The organism is Achromobacter ruhlandii, assembly GCF_002082135.1.
Classification (GTDB): domain Bacteria; phylum Pseudomonadota; class Gammaproteobacteria; order Burkholderiales; family Burkholderiaceae_B; genus Achromobacter; species Achromobacter ruhlandii.
In genome coordinates, this window is record NZ_CP017433.1 from 3,458,259 (window position 1) to 3,475,318 (window position 17,060).

Here is a 17,060-nt window from a genome sequence, read left to right on the forward strand (position 1 = left end):
GGCTACTCTATCCTGGGAGCGCGTCCCCGGTGTCGGCCGCTCCAGCGTGCCGACCGGGCCAGACACGCCCCCTACAAGGAGCCGCCATGTCCAGCCAGGCCTCGATGCTCAAGCCTGTGTTGTGGGAACGCCTGTTCGAACGGGAAAGCGCCCCCAACCTCAGCCTGCAGGGCCGCGTGCGGCAGATGCTGGTGTCGGCGATCCTCAGCGGCCACCTGCCGCCCGGCGCGCCGGTGCCATCCAGCCGCTACCTGGCCGATCAGTTGCGCATTGCCCGCAACACCGTGGTGTTCGCCTATCAGCAACTGGTCAGCGAAGGCTACCTCGAATCGCGCGAACGCAGCGGTCATTTCGTCCACGACGGCGTGCTCGAAGGACGCGCCGCGCCTCCCAGCATGGACGGCGAGCCTCCCTCGTCGGTCGACCACGTTCGCTGGGACGAGCGGCTGCGCTTTCGTCCCAGCCGCCAGCGCAACATCGTCAAGCCGCGCGACTGGCAGAAGCAGCCCTACCCCTTCGTCTATGGCCAGTTCGACCAGGACCTGTTCCCCACCGCCGAATGGCGCGAATGCTGCATCAAGGCCCTGTCGGTGCTGGACATCCGCAGCTGGGCGCCCGACCTCATCACCCACGACGATTCCGCGCTGATCGAACAGATCCGCAGCCAGGTGCTGCCGCGCCGCGGCGTCTGGGCCGATGCCGAGGAGATCGTCATCACCGTCGGCGCCCAGCACGCGCTCTACCTGCTGGCCGACCTGCTGGTCAACGAGGACACCGTGGTCGGCATGGAGGACCCCGGCTACCCCGACGCGCGCAACATCTTCGCCAGCCATACCCGCCACCTGCTGCCCCTGCCGGTGGACGACCAGGGCCTGCGCACCGGCACCCATCTGCTGGGCTGCGACTACGTGTTCGTCACGCCGGGCCACCAGTGCCCCACCACCGTGACCCTGGGGCCGGCGCGGCGCGAGGAACTGCTGACGCTGGCGCGCCAGGCCGACAGCCTCATCATCGAGGACGACTTCGAAAGCGAAAGCCGCTGGGGCGACGGCGCCATCCCGGCGCTCAAGAGCCTGGACCGCGACGGCCGCGTGATCTACGTCGGCAGCCTGGCCAAGTCGTTCGCGCCGGGGCTGCGCATCGGCTACATCGTCGCGCCGCGCGAACTCACCGCCGAACTGCGCGCGCTGCGCCGCCTGATGCTGCGCCACCCGTCCGCCTATATTCAGCGCGCGTTCTCGCTGTTCATATCGCTGGGGCACCACCATTCGCTGCTGCGGCGCCAGTCGCAGGCGTACCAGAAGCGCGGCGCGGAACTGGCCGATGCGCTGGCGCGCTGGCTGCCCGACTTCACCGCCGTGCCCATCACCGGCTCGTCATCGTGCTGGCTCAAGGGACCGCAATGGCTGGATGCCACGGAGCTGGCGCAGGCCGCGCTGGCCGAAGGCGTGGTGGTGGAACCGGGCCAGGTGTTCTTCATGGACGCCAGCGGCGCGCCGCGCAACTTCCTGCGGGTCGGCTTCACCTCCATTCGCGCCGAGCATATCGGCCCGGGCATAGAGAAGCTGGCGCAGGTGGTGCACCGCTTCCGCCTGCGGGCCGCCGCATAGGGTGGCCGCATGGGGTGGCCGCATAGGGTGGCCGCATGGGGCCGCCGCGCACCGTGCCATCCCGCCCCCCCTCGCCTTGCCTCACGCCGACCGACGCGGGCGCCACGGCCTTTTCAGGCCCGCCGCGCGGCCGCGCGCGCATGGCATGGAACCCGCACGCCAGACGGCCGGATGACGCCGCCCGGCGCGACGGTCAGCCTTGACGGGTCCGCAGCAGCACCGCGCCGATGATGGCGATGTTTATCGCGACCAGCGCCTTCATCACGACCAAGGCCACGCCGATGCCGTGGGCGGCGATCAGCCTGCCCGCGACGTACGGAAAGCCGAACGCCCCGGCGAAGTAGCCCAGGGTGAACACCTGCGACGCCACCGGAATGGACAGGTTCGACTCGCCGGCCAGGTTGACGACCATCGCGTTCAGGGTCGAATACGTCAGGCCATAGCCGGTCGCGAACAGCACGGTGGCGCCGACATAGAGCCAGACGCTGCCGGGGTTCAGCGCCAGCAGCGCGATGCCCGCCAGGGTCAGCAGGAACAGGCACAGCGCCAGCGGCCGCAACGGCAGTCTGCCGATGAGCGAGGCCACCGAAAAGCGCAGCGCCACCGTGGTCAGGGTGAAGGTCAGGAAGAACGTGTCCGGCGTCAGCTGCAAGGGCCTCGCGTACAGACTCTGGAATGTGGACAAGCCGGCAAATGTACAGGCGGACAAGGCCATCATCAGGACCGGCAGCGCGGCGCGGGATCCCAGTACCCGCGCCATCGCTGGCGGTGTCAGCGCCACGGCGTCCAGCGGCAGCTGCGGCAGGCGCGCCAGCGGACGCCGCAGTCCCCACGCCACCGCGGCCGCCACGACGCAGAGCGCCGCATAGACGGCAAAGGCGAACGGGGCGCCGCCGAACCTGTCCGCCAGGAAATGGCCGAGCGGCGCGGCCAACCCCAGACCCAGCATCTGCGAACCGGACAACAGGGTCAGGGCCTCCAGCCGCGCCGCCGGCTTCAGGCAATGGATCAGTTGGATCGGCGCCAGCATGTAGCACAGCGCCCAGCCCAGCCCCAGCAGCACACCGCCGGCATACGCCATCCCGATGCCGGCCGTGCCAACCACGGCAAAGCAGGCCATCGCCAGCGCCATGGCCACGGCGGCCGCCGCGATCACGGGCAGGATACCGGCGCGTTGCGCAAGCCTGCCGGCCCCACCGGCTCCGATCAGCGTCGCCACCGTGCCGATGCTGATGACGTTGCCGGCATCGGCCGCGTCAAAGCCGGCCGCGCGCAAGGCATCGACCAGCAGGAAGCTGGCGCCATAGGCAATCGCCAGCGCCAGCGCCGCCAATAGATAAGGCACAAGCAGCCGCGCGGGCAATCTGTCGCCCAACAGGGCGGCGGCCGCCTGCGGCCCGCGGCTAGGCGGATGGGCGCGGGGCGACGGCATGGCAAGCGGCGGACGACGCATCTCTGCAAAAGGGGAGATTCCAGGGTTGCAGAACATTACCAGGAATCCGGTCGAATCCGCCGACGCGACGCCTTGAGATTGAAGCCGTCTGATTTATCGACGACTGCGACGCCAGGCTCGCCAAACTCAAGTTCAATCCATCCCAGCAGGGAGGACGGGAATACGCCGTCCAGGAAATCCCTTCACCGTCGCCGGGCTGAAATCCCGAAATGCGCGGCGCGGCGGACACCGGCCGCCAGCTTCGAGGCGATGCCGCCCCCCGATGCCCGCCCCCGCGCTCCCATGGGCGTTTGCCCCTTTGTCCATGAACAAGATCTACTCGCTCAAGTACAACCATCAAAACCAGCTGGTCCCGGTCTCCGAAGTCTGCGGCGCGCGCAAGCGGGGTTCGCCCCCCGGCGCCACCCGGCGCGCTCGCGGGCAAGGCCGGCGCGCCGCGCTCGCGGCCTGCCTGCCCCTGCTGGCCGCCGCCCTCTTGCCAGGCGCGGCCTGCGCCAGCTACGTCAGCATCGACATTCCCTACCAGACCTACCGCGATTTCGCCGAGAACAAGGGGGCGTTCCAGCCCGGCGCCCTGGGCATTCCCATCCTCAACAAGGATGGCACGCTGCGCGGCAATACAAGCGCCGCCATCCCGTTCATCGATTTTTCCAGCGTCAGCAACGACCGCGCCATTGAAACCCTGATCGCGCCCCAGTACGCCGTGGGCGTGGCGCACAACGTCGATCACGACGAGGCCCGCTTCGGCGGCACGGTGTACTCGCAGATCAGGAGAGACCTGCATCCCAACTATCATGCGATCCGCGATTACACCCAGGAATGGGATTTCGACCTTACCCGCATGAGCAAACTGGTGACCGACGTCGCGCCCATCGCCAGGTCCGTGGTGGCGCGGGCGCCGGTGTCGGCGCTGAACGGCAACGACAGGGATCGCTGGACAGAGGCGCAGCGCCAGCAGTTTCCGTTGTTCTACCGCGTCGGCATGGGTATCCAGTTCGTCGGCCCGAATCCAGACCTGGGCGTCAACATGGCCGATGTCGATCCCAACCCTGTCGACATGCCTCTCAAGGACGGCGAGCACTATCTCGGCTATGCCTATCGATGGGCGACGGGCGGCATGGTGACGCCGACCTGGTCGAACGAGACTTTCGTCATCGCCCAGGGAGACAAGGGCCTGCTGCCGTCATACGTGGAGCAAGGCGATAGCGGCTCCCCCCTGTTTGCGTGGGACGCCGCGAAGGCACAATGGGTGGTCGCCGGCACGGCGGCGGACCTGAAAATGTCCGAACAGGGCAGCTACGTCTATTGGTCGCACCTGCCCGACGACTTCATCGACGGCATTCTCAAGAAGGACAACGACCCGGACGTCATCCACACGGCCGGCAACGGGGCGCTGGCCTGGACCTTCGACAGTACGCAGGGCACGGGCGCCCTGCAACAGACAGCCGGCCCCGCCTACGCCATGCACGGCTACAAGAAGTCGCCGACGTTTGCGCTGGCCAACAGCGCGCTCGACTTCCCTGGCCTGGATGCGGGAAAGAACCTCGCCTTTCGCACCGCGAGCGGCGCGGGCGCCGGCCAGATCCGCCTGAAAGACTCGGTCAACCAGGGCGCCGGCGCACTGACTTTCCACAATGACTACACCGTTTCCCCCGACACGAACCAGACCTGGATGGGCGCGGGCATCGACGTGAAGCAGGACGTCACGGTCGCGTGGAACGTCAATGGCGTGGCCGGCGACAACCTCCACAAGATCGGCGCCGGCACCCTGGCCATCGGCGGCACCGGCGTCAACCCGGGCGGCCTGCGCGTGGGTGAGGGCAAGGTCATCCTCTCGCAACAGCCAGGCGCTGACGACAAGGTTCAGGCATTCGCCGGCATCACCATTGCCAGCGGCCGCGCCGAAGTCGTGCTGGGCGACGCCAGGCAGGTCAATCCCGACCGCATCCAGTGGGGCGCGCGCGGCGGCGTGCTGGACATCAACGGCAACGACATCACGTTCAATCAGCTCGCCGACAACGCCCTGGACCATGGCGCCACGATCGCCAACCGCGCCGCGCGAAAGGCCGGCGTGACGGTCAACCTGAGCCCGGTCGGCCCCGCCGCGGTCACCGACTACATCATCATGCCGTCGCGCCCCGGTACCGGGGTACGCGGCGACCTGTACAGGCGCGGCGTAAACTATTTCGTCTTGAAGCAGAACAGCTTCGCGACCGTTCCTTCGGCGGACACCCAAACCAGCGACGACTACTGGGAATACGCTGGACAACGCCAGAATCTCGCGCTGGAATTGGCCAACGCGCGCAAGCGGGAGTATTTTCCCACCCGCACCGAGTTCATTTTCGCGGGAAGCCTGACAGACAATCTCGACGTCGACATCGTCAACCAGGCGAACACGGCCTTCATCGCCGACGGCGACATTGCCATTGGCGACAACGCCGTCAGCGCGCGCCAGGGCGAAGTGGTTTTCCAGGGGCATCCCGTCATCCATGCCATCAATACGCCGGATGTCGCCCAGATGCTGCGGGATCTCGGCGATGACTCGGTCCTGACTCAATCCGTATCGTTCGACCAGCCGGATTGGGAAACGCGCCATTTCACCCTCGGCAAGCTGGCGCTGACGGACAGCACTTTCCGCCTGGCGCGCAACGCTACGCTGCAGGGCGACATCGATGCGCGCCGCGCGCGGGTCATCCTGGGCAGCCCGTCGCTGTATATCAACAAGAACGACGGCGGCCCATTGGCGCAGGAACCGGAACGGGGCACCTCCATCGCCGCCACGGAAGCCGACAAGAGCAGCTACCACGGAAAGGTCACCTTGCAGGACAGTTCCACGCTGGAAATCCGCGAATTGTTCGCCGGCGCCATCGACGCCAGCGACAGCGCCGTCAGCGTGCTTTCCGATCAGGCGGCGCTGACAGGTCACAGCCGGTTCGCCGGCAGTCCCTTGACGCTGGAACGCGGCGCGCATCTCAAGGCCTCGGGCGGCTGGTACGACGACGGCGCCGTCACGCTGGCGGACGGCGCGGCGCTGACGTTGGCCGGCGCGCCCGAGGGTCCGGCCCATTACTTCACCCAGGCCATCGCATTGCAGGGCGACAATGCGACCCTGTACCTGGCGCCGGGCAGCCATTCGTTCAGCGACCTGTCCAGCCCGGCCGCCAGCCGCATCACGCTGGGCGCGTCGGCCCCAACCGACGCGCCGGAAACGGTCTACGCGGGAAGCGTGAACGCGGCGCAGGCCAGCATGCGGATCCAGGAAACGGCCCACTGGATCGTCACGGGCGATTCCACGCTCAAACAACTCCAGGCGAGCCAGGCGCTGTTGAGCTTTGACGACATGACCCAGACACGGAATGGATTCATGGCGCGGGCGCAGTCCGGCCCCGACATGCCCGGCAATTTGTCGCCGGCGGCGGCAATCCTGCCCGCCTACACCCTGACGGCCGACACCGTCGCCGCGACGGACAGCACGTTTGCCTTGCGGGTCGATCCGAACGGCGGCGATCATGACCGGCTGACGATCACCACCGGGCTGAGCGGCAGCGGCAACCGCTTGCGAATCACCGAATTCGGCGACCGCCCCGCCAGCGCCGCGCCCGTCGCGCGCGAAGACCTGTTGCTGAGCGCCCCGGCCTCCGCGCCGGCTGACCTGTTTCAACTGGAGCAGGCCTACACCGATGGCGCGGCCGACACATCTTCGGGCGGCAACCCGTGGCTCGGCGGCCTGGCGGTCAGCCATGACGCCGGCCAGCGGCAATGGTGGTTCGTCAGCATGCGCGACGACGCACCCTGGCGCTTGAGCCAGGATCGCCAGTTCGACGCGCTGCACTTGCCGACGGGCGGCCGCGTGGAGCTGTCCCAGCCCCAGGCGGCCGACTGGACGCCGCGCACCCTGCAAACCGGCACCCTGAACGCCAGCGGCGTGCATTTCGCCCTGACCGCGCGGCCCCAGGACGGCGCAAGCGACAGCATCCGCGTCGCCACCGAGGCGCTGGGCGATGACAACAGCCTGGACCTCACGCTCCTGGTTCGTGGCGAGGTGCCGGACAACGCCAGCGGCAGGCTGCTGCTGGCCTCCGCGCCGGTGAGCACGTCCGACAGCTATTTCAAGACGGGCTCGGTCACGCAGGGCCTGACCGTCTACGTACCCAACCTTGAAATCGTCAGCACCGACACGGAGAAAAAATGGCAGTTGGCGTACAGGGCGGTTGAAAGGCCCGCTGACCCGCCGGTCGAAAAGCCTGCGGAACCGCCGGTCGAAAAACCTGCCGACACGCCGGCTGAAAAGCCTGCTGACCCGCCAGTCGAAAAACCTGCCGACACGCCGGTCGAAAAACCTGCTGAACCGCCGGTCGAAAAACCTGCCGACACGCCGGTCGAAAAGCCCGCCGACCCGCCGGTCGAAAAGCCTGCTGACCCGCCAGTCGAAAAACCTGCGGAACCACCGGTGGAAAAGCCCGCCGAAACGCCGGAGATCGAGACGCCGCAGGGCGGCGGCGCCAGTCCCGGCGACGCGCCCGCGCCCGATGGCGATCCCGGCCCCGCCACCAACCCCGGCGCCACCGACACGCCGCAAACGGGCGATTCCTCCGGCTCACCTGAAGCCCCCGGCAATCCCGCCGCAACCGAACCCGCGCCACCGCCCGCCGACGATCCCGTCCTTGTCGTCACCCCGGATGCCGGCGGCGGCGCGCAGACCAGGCCGGGCCTGTCCCTGTTCACGGCCGTGTCGTTGAAGCTGTCCGAGCTGGACGCCCTGGGGTCGCGCGAGGAAATCGTCAAGCGCCTGGGACAGGCGGGCGTGGCGGCGGACGAAGGCACCATCCGGCAGATCACCGAGGTGCGCCGGCAGATCGCGCGCACCGGCACGCTGGCCAGCCTGCCGCGCGTCTCCTTCGTGCTCGAAACCAACCAGCTCGACAAGCGCCTGGGCGACGTGCGCCAGCTCAATGAAGACGCCGGACTCTGGATCAAGACCAGCCACGGGCGCGCCGACTACCAGCAGATCGGCCTGAAGCACACTACGCTGCAATTCGGCCTCGACCGCAAGCAGGGCAGGCAGCTGTACGGCATCATGGGCAGCTACACGCAGGGTTCCGGCCAGGGCGACGGCGCGTTGTCGGAGCGGCACACCACGGGCGGCATCGGCCTCTACTACGCCCTGATCCACGAAGACGGCCCCTTCGTCGACGTCATCGCCAAGTACCTGAAAACCAACCAAACCTACCAGTTCCCGAGCCAACTGAACATTGCCGCGCAGGGCGCGCGGTCAACGTCGCTGCTGGCCAGCGTGCAGGCGGGATGGCGGTTGAACCTGCTCAACGGCGGCGCCTTCATCGAGCCATCGGCTGAAGTCGTCGCGGGCGCCACCAGCGGCTACACCCTGCATGGCGGCAAAGACAGTGTCGATGTGCGCGTCAATGCCAGCCGGCCGGTCTACGCCAAGATCGGCGCGGCCGTCGGCCTGAACCTGCAGTCCGATGCGCAGCATGCGCTGGCCGTGTCCGCCGGATTGTTCCGGCTGCAGAACCTGCGGCGCGGCGGCAGCATCGACATCGTGAACAACGGCAGTCCGGACGATGTGCTGCGCAACCCGATGGCGGACGACAGCCGCTATCTGGTGAACCTGTCGCTGAACGCCAGGCTGTCCGCCAACTGGCGCCTCTACAGCCAGGTGGAAAGCAGTTTCGCCGGCAAGCTCAAGCACGACTACAACGGCCAGATCGGGGTGCGCTATCAGTTCTGAGCGCGCCCCTTTCTGAACGCGGCCCACCGCGCCCGGCCCCGCTTCGCCGATGGTCCGGGCGCATTCCGCGCCACGCCCTCGCCGCTACAGCACTTCGTCGCGCAGGTAGTACCAGCGATACAGCAGCGCCTGCCCCAGCCGGCGGAACGGCGCGAACAGGTGGCCGGGCAGCGGCGAGTCATAGATCGGCAGGTTCCACGACAGGCCGTCCTGGCCCATCATGCGCTGCGCCAGACGGCGGCCGGCATGGGCCGAGAACGACACGCCGTTGCCGCCATAGCCGAAGGCGTAGTACACCTGCCGCGCCGGGTCCGGCTGCGTGATGCGCGGCATCATGTCGTGGCTGACGTCGACCCAGCCCCACCAGGAGTAGTCCACCTCGACGCCGCGCAACGCCGGGAACTTGCGCGCCAGCCCTTCGCGCAGCAGCGCCAGATGGCGCGGATGCTGCGCGTCGGCGCCGCGCAGGGCGCTGCGGCTGCCGATCTGCATGCGGCCGTCCGGCAGCAGCCGGTAATAGAAGCGCAGCGTGCGCGTGTCGGTGATGAATACCGTGCTCTTGAGGCCGGCGCGGGCGCGTTCGTCCGGCGTCAGCACCCGGGTCACCATGGAATTGGACAGGATCGGCATGATGCGGTTGTCGAGCAGGCCGTTCACCCCTTGCGCCGTGTAGCCGCCGGTGGCGAAGGCCACCCGCCTGGCGCGCACCGTGCCGCCCGGCGTATGCAGCCGGTAGCCGCCGCCCTCCTCGCTCCATCCCAACACCGGGCTGCCGGGATGGACGCGCGCGCCCAGCGCGCGGGCCTGGCGCATGTAGCCATAGGCCAGTTTCAACGGATGCACGCCGATGCCGTCCGGCTCGTGCAAGGCCCCCACCGCCTCGTGGTCGTCGACATAGCGCTCGCGCAGTTCCGCCTTGGTCAGCATGCGCGTGTCGTAGCCGAACTGCTCGCGCATGACGCGCGCCTCGTTGCGCAGGAAGTCCATCTTCTTCTCGCGGTGCGCGGTGTACAGGTGGCCGCCGGGCTGCGCGTCGCAATCGATCTGCGCCACCAGGCTCTTCCAGTAATCGAAGCCCTCGTGGATCTCGGCATCCAGGCGCCGCGCGACATCCAGCCCCCAGCGTTCGATCCATTGCGAGCGGTACAGCCGCCCCGAGGCGTTCTGCCCTTGCCCGCCGTTACGGCTGGTGCAGCCCCACACGGCGCGGTTGGCCTCCAGCACCACCGCCCTCACGCCGTAGTCGCGCGCCAGCGCCAGCGCCGCCGACAGGCCGGTGAAGCCCGAGCCGACGATGACCACGTCCGCCTCGATGTCGCCCTGGATCGGGCCGTCGTCGGCCGGCGGCGGTCCGGCCGTGCCGACCCAATAGGTCGGCGCGTACTCCTGCCCGCGCCCCGGCGGCGACACCAGCGGATCGTAGAGCGGGTTGTAGGCGCTGGCGGCCGGACTGGCGGCCGCGGCGGCGGGATCGACGACGGCACCGACGGTATTCGGCAGATCGGAGGACATAGCGGCATCCATGGGGCGGGGTCCGGTGGCGGCGTCGGCTCAGGCGCGGGCCGGCAGCGCCGGGCGTTGCTTGCGGAAAGCGTTCTTGACGCGGATCTTGCCGTCCTGGAAGGTGAACACATCGACCATGTCGGCTTCGACCCGCGAGCCGTCCGCGGCCGTGCCGGTGAAGGTGCTTTCCGACACGCCGCGCTCGCCCGCCACCCAGTGTCGGCCGTTGTTCCATTGCGCATCGGGAAAGTTCTTCCAGGCCGCCGCGAAGGCCGCGCGCACCGCCTCGCGGCCGCTGTGCCGGACGCCCCAGCGCTCGGGCCCGCCCACCGTTTCGAAGACGCAGTCCTCGCTCATGAAGGACATCAGGGCGTCGATATCGTGGCGGTTCCACGCGGCCGCGAACTCGGCCAGCATGTCCACGGTGACGGTCTTTTGCATTGCCTACCCTCCTCGATCGCCGGACGCGACATGCGCCCAGGCTCTGGACCCAAGGTACGCGGGGGGTCGGGCAGGGTCTAGAACCAGACGCGGCAAATCGCTTGCACCAGCCGGCCGCCCGCGCGGACGATGGCGCAGCGACTCAAGCCGCCGCCGGCGCCAGCCGCGCCGCGACCTCTTCGCCCCGCGTCAGGCCGCGCATGCCGATGAAGACCAGCCCCGGCGACCGCACCTCGGCCGGACGCGCCGCGCGCGTATCGAAACGCACCCGCCGCCCGGCCAGTTGCACCAGCACCCATCCGTGGCGTTCCGTGCGCACCCAGCCCTTGGCCCGCAACCAATGGCGCGGCAATTGCCGCAGGGCGTCGGCCAGGCGGTCGGCGTGCAACAGGGCCGGCGCCGGCCACAGCCAGCTTTGGAAGGGATGCCGGGGATCGTCGCCCCGCGGCGCCCGCGCCGCGCCGGCGGCAGCCATCGGCAAGCCGGCCGCCGGCCCGTGCGCCGCGTGGCCGCAATGTGGGCCGCAGGAGGCATGGCTCTCGGGCAGGCCGCCGGCCAGCATCGCCAGTTCCACCCGCGCCTCCCGCGTCGCCACGATCGGCGCCCCTCCCGACTGCAGCCGCAGCCAGTCGCGCAGCGCCGGCAGGCCGGCCGCCGGCAGCAGGTCGGTCTTGTTCAGCACCAGCAGGTCGGCCGCGCGCAGCTGGCGTTGCGCGGTATCGGCCAGCAGGGGATCGGCCAGCGTGTCGCGGATGCCGCTGGCATCCACCAGCACCACCACCGCCTCCAGTTGCAGAAGCGGATCCGACAGGCCCACCTGCGCGATGCGCCCGGGGTCGGACACGCCGCTGGCCTCGATCACGATCCATTCGGGCGCGGGATCCAATGCCAGCACCCGCGCCAGCGCGTCGTCCAGGCCGCCGGCCATCGAGCAGCAGACGCAGCCATTGGCCAGCCGGATCACCTTGTCCGCGCGCTGCGCCAGCAGGCCGGCGTCGATATCCACCGGCCCGAAATCGTTGACCAGCACCGCGGCGCGGCGGCGGCCGGCCGCCAGCACGTGGTTCAGCAAGGTGGTCTTGCCGGCGCCCAGGAAACCGCCCACCACCGTCAGCGGGATGCGCGCCATGTCAGGCTGCCTGGAGCGCCAGCGGCCGGCCGCCGATGACCGTGCCCAGCACCTCGATGTCCTTGAGCCGTTGCGGCGGCACCTCCTGCGGATCGTCGCGCAGCACGCAGAAATCGGCGTGCTTGCCGACCTCGATCGAGCCGACCAGGTGGTCCATGTGCAGCGTGTAGGCCGCGCCCAGGGTGATGGCATGCAACGCCGCCTCGACGCTGATGCGCTCGGACTCGCCCAGTACCCGCCCCGAGGCGGTCTGGCGGTTGACGGCGCACCAGGCAGTGAACAGCGGCCCCAACGGCGTGATCGGCGCGTCCGAATGAATCGCGAACGGCACCCCTGCCCGCGCGGCCGAGGCGCAGGCGTCCATGCGATTGGCGCGGTCCGGCCCCATGGTCAGGGCATGGTGGGCGTCGCCCCAATAGAAGATATGGTTGGCGAACAGGTTCACGCACATGCCCAGGCTGGCCATGCGGCGGAACTGGGCGGCATCGGCCATCTGGCAATGCTGCAGCGTGTGGCGGTGATCGCGCCGCGGGCTGCGGCGCAAGGCGCGGTCGATGGCGTCGATCGCCAGCTCGGTGGCCTCGTCGCCATTGGTGTGGATGTGCAGCTGCGCGCCGGCCTCGTGATAGGCCTGCACCAGCCCGTCCAGCTCGCCCGGCGCGATGACCCAGATGCCGTTGGGCGCGCCGTTGTAATAGCCCGGCCAGCGCACCCTGGCGGTGAAACCCTGGATGGAGCCGTCCACCACCAGCTTGACCATGCCCAGGCGCAGCTTGCCATGATTGAGCCGGCCCGCCTCGCGCAGCTTCGCCAGGCAGGCGGCCGGGTCGCCGGCGTAGGTCAGCGCCGACGCCGCCGGCACGATGCGCACCGGGTAGTCGGGCTCGGCCGTGACCCGCGCCAGCGTCGCCAGGCCCTCATCGCCCAGTTCGTTGACGAGATCCGTGGCGGTGGTGACGCCGGCCCACTGCGCCACCTTGCCGAACATGCGCAGGCCGTTTTCCGACAGGCCCACGGTGCGGAACGGATTGCCGATCAGCCGCATCACCGGGAACATGGCGGCGAATTCGCACAGCTCGCCGCTGGGCTGGCCGTCGGCGAAGCGGCTGATGCCTTCGATATCCGTATCGCGGTCGATGCCGGCGCGGGCCAGCATCGGCGTGTTCACATTCATGAGATGCATGCTGGCATGCATCACCACCACCGGCCGCTCGGCCGACACCGCGTCCAGGTCGCGCACGCTCATGCGCTGGCCACCGAAGAAAATGGGATCGAAGCCCCAGCCGATCAGTGTCTGTTCCGGCGCGAGGCCGGCGGCGAATTCCCGCAGGCGCGCGGCCACCGCCGCGAAGCTTTTCAGGCCTGGCCACACGCGGCCGTCGGGCCCACGGCGGTCGTAGTAGCCGACGTAGGCGAACTGCCACATGCCCCCTTCCGGCAGATGGCAGTGCCCCTCCACCAGCCCCGGCATTAGGACGTGGTCGGCGTAGCGCTCGTCCAGCTCGGCCGGTCCCCAGCCGGCCAGGTCTTCGCGGCTGCCCACGCCCAGGATGCGGCCATCACGCACCGCCACGTGCGTGGCGCGCGGCTGGGCCGGGTTCATCGTCAGGATGGCGCGGGCGGCAAAAATGGTGGTGCGGGCGGCTTGGGCCGGTCCCGGATGCGGGGCGTCATGCATGCTGCTTGCTCCTGTTCGTGATGTCCGACAGCGCCTGAAGGTCGGGCTTGTTCCAGGCCTTGCCCGGCACCGAATCGATCAGGCGGCGCGTGTATTCGTGTCGCGGGTGATAGAAAATCGTGGCGGCGCGGTCCAGCTCCACCAGTTGCCCGTGCCGCATCACGGCGATGCGGTCGCAGATCTGCGCCGCGACGCGCAGGTCATGCGTGATGAACAGCACCGACAGATCGAACTGGCCGCTGATGGTCTTGAGCAGATCCAGCACCTGCGCCTGGATCGACACATCCAGCGCCGAGACCGCCTCGTCGGCCACCAGCAGCCGCGGCTTGAGCGCCAGCGCGCGGGCGATGCCGACCCGCTGGCGCTGGCCGCCCGAGAACTGGTGCGGATAGCGCTCGCCCGCGTCGCCGCCCAGCCCCACCAGGGCCAGCAGTTCGCGCGCCTCGCGCAGCGCGGTCTGGCGGCTTTCGCCGAACCCGATGGGCCCCTGCGCGACCGAATCGATCACGCGCTGGCGCGGGTTGAGCGAAGCGTAAGGGTCCTGGAACACCATCTGGATCTGACGCCGGTAGGGCCGGAAATCCCTTGGCGTCATGCCGACCAGTTCGCGGCCGTCCAGGCGCACACTGCCGCTGTCTGGCGCCACCAGGCCGATCAGCGCGCTGCCCAGCGTGGACTTGCCCGAGCCCGATTCGCCCACCAGTCCCAGGGTCTCGCCCTGGCGGATCTCCAGCGAAATATCCCGCAACGCCTCGACCCGGCGGCCGCCGGTGACGTAGGTCTTGCACAGCTTGGCCACCGTCATCAGCGGCGGCGTGGCGGCGGCCTCCTCCTTGCCCTCGGGCTTGTGCGGCACCGCCGCGATCAATTGACGGGTGTAGGGATGTTGCGGCCGATTCAGGATCTCGGCGGCCGCGCCCGCCTCCACCACCGCCCCGTGGCGCATCACCACGATGCGGTCGGCAATGTCGGCCACCACGCCAAAATCGTGGGTAATGAAAATGACGCCGATCCCCATGCGCCGCTGGATGTCCTTGATAAGCGCCAGGATCTGCGCCTGCGTGGTGACGTCCAGCGCGGTGGTGGGCTCATCGGCGATCAACACGTCCGGCTCCAGCGCCAGCGCCATCGCGATCACCACGCGCTGGCGCTGGCCGCCGGACAACTGGAACGGAAAGGCCGCGTACATGGCGCGGGGATCGGGCAGCAACACCTGGCCGAACAGCTCCAGCACCCGCTGCCTGCGCGCGTCGGCGTCCATGTCCGTGTGCCAGGCCAGCACCTCCTCCACCTGCCGGCCCACGCGCATGACGGGATTGAGCGCCGTCATGGGCTCCTGGAACACCATGCCGAACTTGCGGCCGCGCAGCCCCTGCCATTCGGCCGCCGACAGGCCCACCAGGTCACGCCCGTCGTACAGGATACGGCCCTGGGTCACGCGCAACTGATCCGGCGGCAGCAGCCCCATGATGGCCTGCGCGGTGACCGACTTGCCCGATCCCGATTCCCCCACCACGCACAGGATTTCGTTGCGGTTGACGGTGCAGGACACGCCGCGCACCACCGCCGGGCCGCCGTGGGCGGCGGACACGCCGAGATCGCGGACTTCAAGCAAGGCGCTCATCAGCTTCTCCGTTTGCTGGCCAGCTTGGGGTTGAGGGCATCGTTCAGGCCGTCGCCGATCAGGCTGACCGCCAGCACCGTCAGGAAGATGGCCGCGCCCGGCAACGTCACCGCCCACCAGGCGGTCAGGATGTAGGGCCGGTTGCTGCCGATCATCAGGCCCCAGCTCATCACGTTGGGATCGCCCAGCCCCAGGAACGACAGGCCCGCCTCGAACAGGATGGCGGTGCCGATGGCCAGCGTGGCCGAGACGATCAGCGGCGCCAGCGCGTTGGGCAGGATCACGCGCCAGATGATGCGCGCGTTGCTGGACCCGATCACTCTTTCGGCCAGCACGTATTCGCGCCGCTTCAGGCTCAGGAATTCCCCGCGCGCCAGGCGCGCGGTGGCGGTCCAGCTGACCACGCCGATGGCCACGGCGATGGTGCCGAGCGACGGCGAGAACAGCGTCACCAGCACCATGGCGAACAACAGCGCCGGCAGCACCTGGAAGAACTCGGTGATGCGCATCAGCGTTTCATCGACCCAGCCGCCGTAGTAGCCGGCCAGCGCGCCCACGGTGATGCCGATGGCCATCGACAGCACCGCCGCCACCACGCCGACCAGCAAGGTGGCGCGGCCGCCATGGATGATGCCGGTCAGCACGTCCCGGCCCATATAGTCCGAGCCCAGCAGCAGCTCGCCGCCGGGCGGCTCCATCGGCGCGCTGGCGATCTCGAAGGGATCGGCCGGCATCACCAGAGGGCCGATCAGCACCACCGCCAGGATGGCGGCCAGCAACAGCAAGCCGATCAGCGCGCCCGGATTGCGGGCGAACGCGCGCAGCGCTTCGTACGATGGCCGCGCCGCACGGGCGGCCGCCGGCGCGGGCGCGCCGGACAAGGCGGGAGGAACGTGGCTCATGAGGTCTTTATCCTGGGATCGATCAGCCGGTAGGCCAGGTCGGTAAGCTGGTTCATCACCACCACCAGCAGGGACGCGAACAGCAGGATGCCGAGCAGGGTCGGATAGTCGCGCCGCAGCACGGAATCGAACGCCAGCCTGCCCAGCCCCGGCCAGTTGAAGACCGTTTCCACCAGGATGGCGCCGGCCAGCACGTTGCCGAATTGCAGGCCGAGCATGGTCACCACCGGCAGCACGCCGTTGCGCAGCGCGTGCCGGTACAGCACGGTGCGCTCGGGCAGGCCCTTGGCGCGGGCGGTGCGGATATAGTCGGCCGCCAACGCGTCCATGACGCTGGCGCGCGCCAGCCGGCTGTACTGCGCCAGGTACACGAACGCCAGCGTGAAGGCCGGCAGCACCAGGTGGTGCAGCACGTCCAGCGTGCCGGCCCAGCCGCCCTCGGGCCCGCCCGCCGAGCGCATGTCCGACACCGGGAACCAAGGCAGCAGCGACGCGAACAGGATGATCAGGATGATGCCGGTCCAGAACACCGGCGCGGAATAGCCCACGATCGACAGCAGCGTGATGCCCTGCGACAGCGGCCCGTTGGGCTTGCGCGCCGCCAGCGCCCCCAGCGCGGTGCCCGCCAGGAAGGCGCTGGACACCGACGTCAGCACCAGCAGCAGCGTGGCCGGCACCCGCTCCCAGATCAGTTGCGCCACCGGCAGGTTGAAGAAGTAGGAATAGCCCAGGTCGCCGCGCGCCACCTGCGACAGATACAGCCCCAGTTGAACCAGGAACGGCCGGTCCAGCCCGTACTGGGTGCGCAGCTGGGCCCGCAGTTCCTCGCTGATGCCGCCCATGGAGCCGGCGATGGTCTCGACCGGATCGCCCGGCGAGATGTGGATCAACAGGAAGTTCAGCGTCACCACCGCCAGCAGCAGCACCACGGCATAGCCGATGCGACGCGCGAGATAGCGCAACATGGCCGC

10 protein-coding genes are annotated in these 17,060 nt (G+C 69.1%); 2 read left to right on the forward strand and 8 right to left on the reverse strand.

All coding sequences use genetic code 11. The features are described from left to right. The first annotated feature begins 86 nt into the window (after positions 1–86). Positions 87–1,610 carry a MocR-like pyridoxine biosynthesis transcription factor PdxR gene (gene pdxR, locus AruCF_RS15545; protein ID WP_049074128.1) on the forward strand — a complete coding sequence of 508 codons (1,524 nt, stop codon included), beginning with the start codon at positions 87–89 and terminating at the stop codon, positions 1,608–1,610. A 193-nt stretch (positions 1,611–1,803) separates the two neighbouring features. Here pdxR and AruCF_RS15550 read toward each other — a convergent pair whose 3' ends face one another. Next, a complete protein-coding gene (locus AruCF_RS15550) occupies positions 1,804–2,955 on the reverse strand; it encodes an MFS transporter (RefSeq protein WP_235432663.1) in 1,152 nt (383 codons plus the stop codon). 412 nt (positions 2,956–3,367) lie between these two features. Here AruCF_RS15550 and AruCF_RS15555 point away from each other — a divergent pair, with 412 nt between their 5' ends. Then, positions 3,368–8,812 carry a S6 family peptidase gene (locus tag AruCF_RS15555; RefSeq protein WP_049074131.1) on the forward strand — a complete coding sequence of 1,815 codons (5,445 nt, stop codon included), beginning with the start codon at positions 3,368–3,370 and terminating at the stop codon, positions 8,810–8,812. Between the two features lie 84 nt (positions 8,813–8,896). Here AruCF_RS15555 and AruCF_RS15560 read toward each other — a convergent pair whose 3' ends face one another. The 7 genes from AruCF_RS15560 to AruCF_RS15590 form a co-directional block, all read right to left on the reverse strand. After that, positions 8,897–10,324 (reverse strand): NAD(P)/FAD-dependent oxidoreductase, encoded by a 1,428-nt coding sequence (locus AruCF_RS15560; RefSeq protein ID WP_049074132.1) that lies wholly within the window; start codon positions 10,322–10,324, stop codon positions 8,897–8,899. Positions 10,325–10,363: 39 nt separating this feature from the next. Continuing rightward, positions 10,364–10,756: a nuclear transport factor 2 family protein gene (locus tag AruCF_RS15565; protein ID WP_049074133.1), complete on the reverse strand. Its 393-nt coding sequence runs from the start codon at positions 10,754–10,756 to the stop codon at positions 10,364–10,366. A gap of 142 nt (positions 10,757–10,898) precedes the next feature. Next, entirely contained in the window at positions 10,899–11,885 is a 987-nt protein-coding gene (locus AruCF_RS15570; RefSeq protein ID WP_049074135.1) for a CobW family GTP-binding protein, read from the reverse strand. A 1-nt stretch (position 11,886) separates the two neighbouring features. Then, positions 11,887–13,563 carry an amidohydrolase gene (locus tag AruCF_RS15575; protein WP_049074137.1) on the reverse strand — a complete coding sequence of 559 codons (1,677 nt, stop codon included), beginning with the start codon at positions 13,561–13,563 and terminating at the stop codon, positions 11,887–11,889. Continuing rightward, complete coding sequence (locus tag AruCF_RS15580) at positions 13,556–15,187, reverse strand: dipeptide ABC transporter ATP-binding protein (RefSeq protein WP_049074139.1); 1,632 nt, start codon at positions 15,185–15,187, stop codon at positions 13,556–13,558. The genes AruCF_RS15575 and AruCF_RS15580 overlap by 8 nt, the downstream gene beginning before the upstream one ends. Then, on the reverse strand, positions 15,187–16,089 hold the full coding sequence (locus AruCF_RS15585; RefSeq protein ID WP_049074140.1) for an ABC transporter permease: 903 nt from the start codon (positions 16,087–16,089) through the stop codon (positions 15,187–15,189). The genes AruCF_RS15580 and AruCF_RS15585 overlap by 1 nt, the downstream gene beginning before the upstream one ends. Then, complete coding sequence (locus tag AruCF_RS15590) at positions 16,086–17,054, reverse strand: ABC transporter permease (RefSeq protein WP_049074141.1); 969 nt, start codon at positions 17,052–17,054, stop codon at positions 16,086–16,088. Before AruCF_RS15590 ends, AruCF_RS15585 begins: the two co-directional genes overlap by 4 nt. Positions 17,055–17,060: the final 6 nt, after the last annotated feature.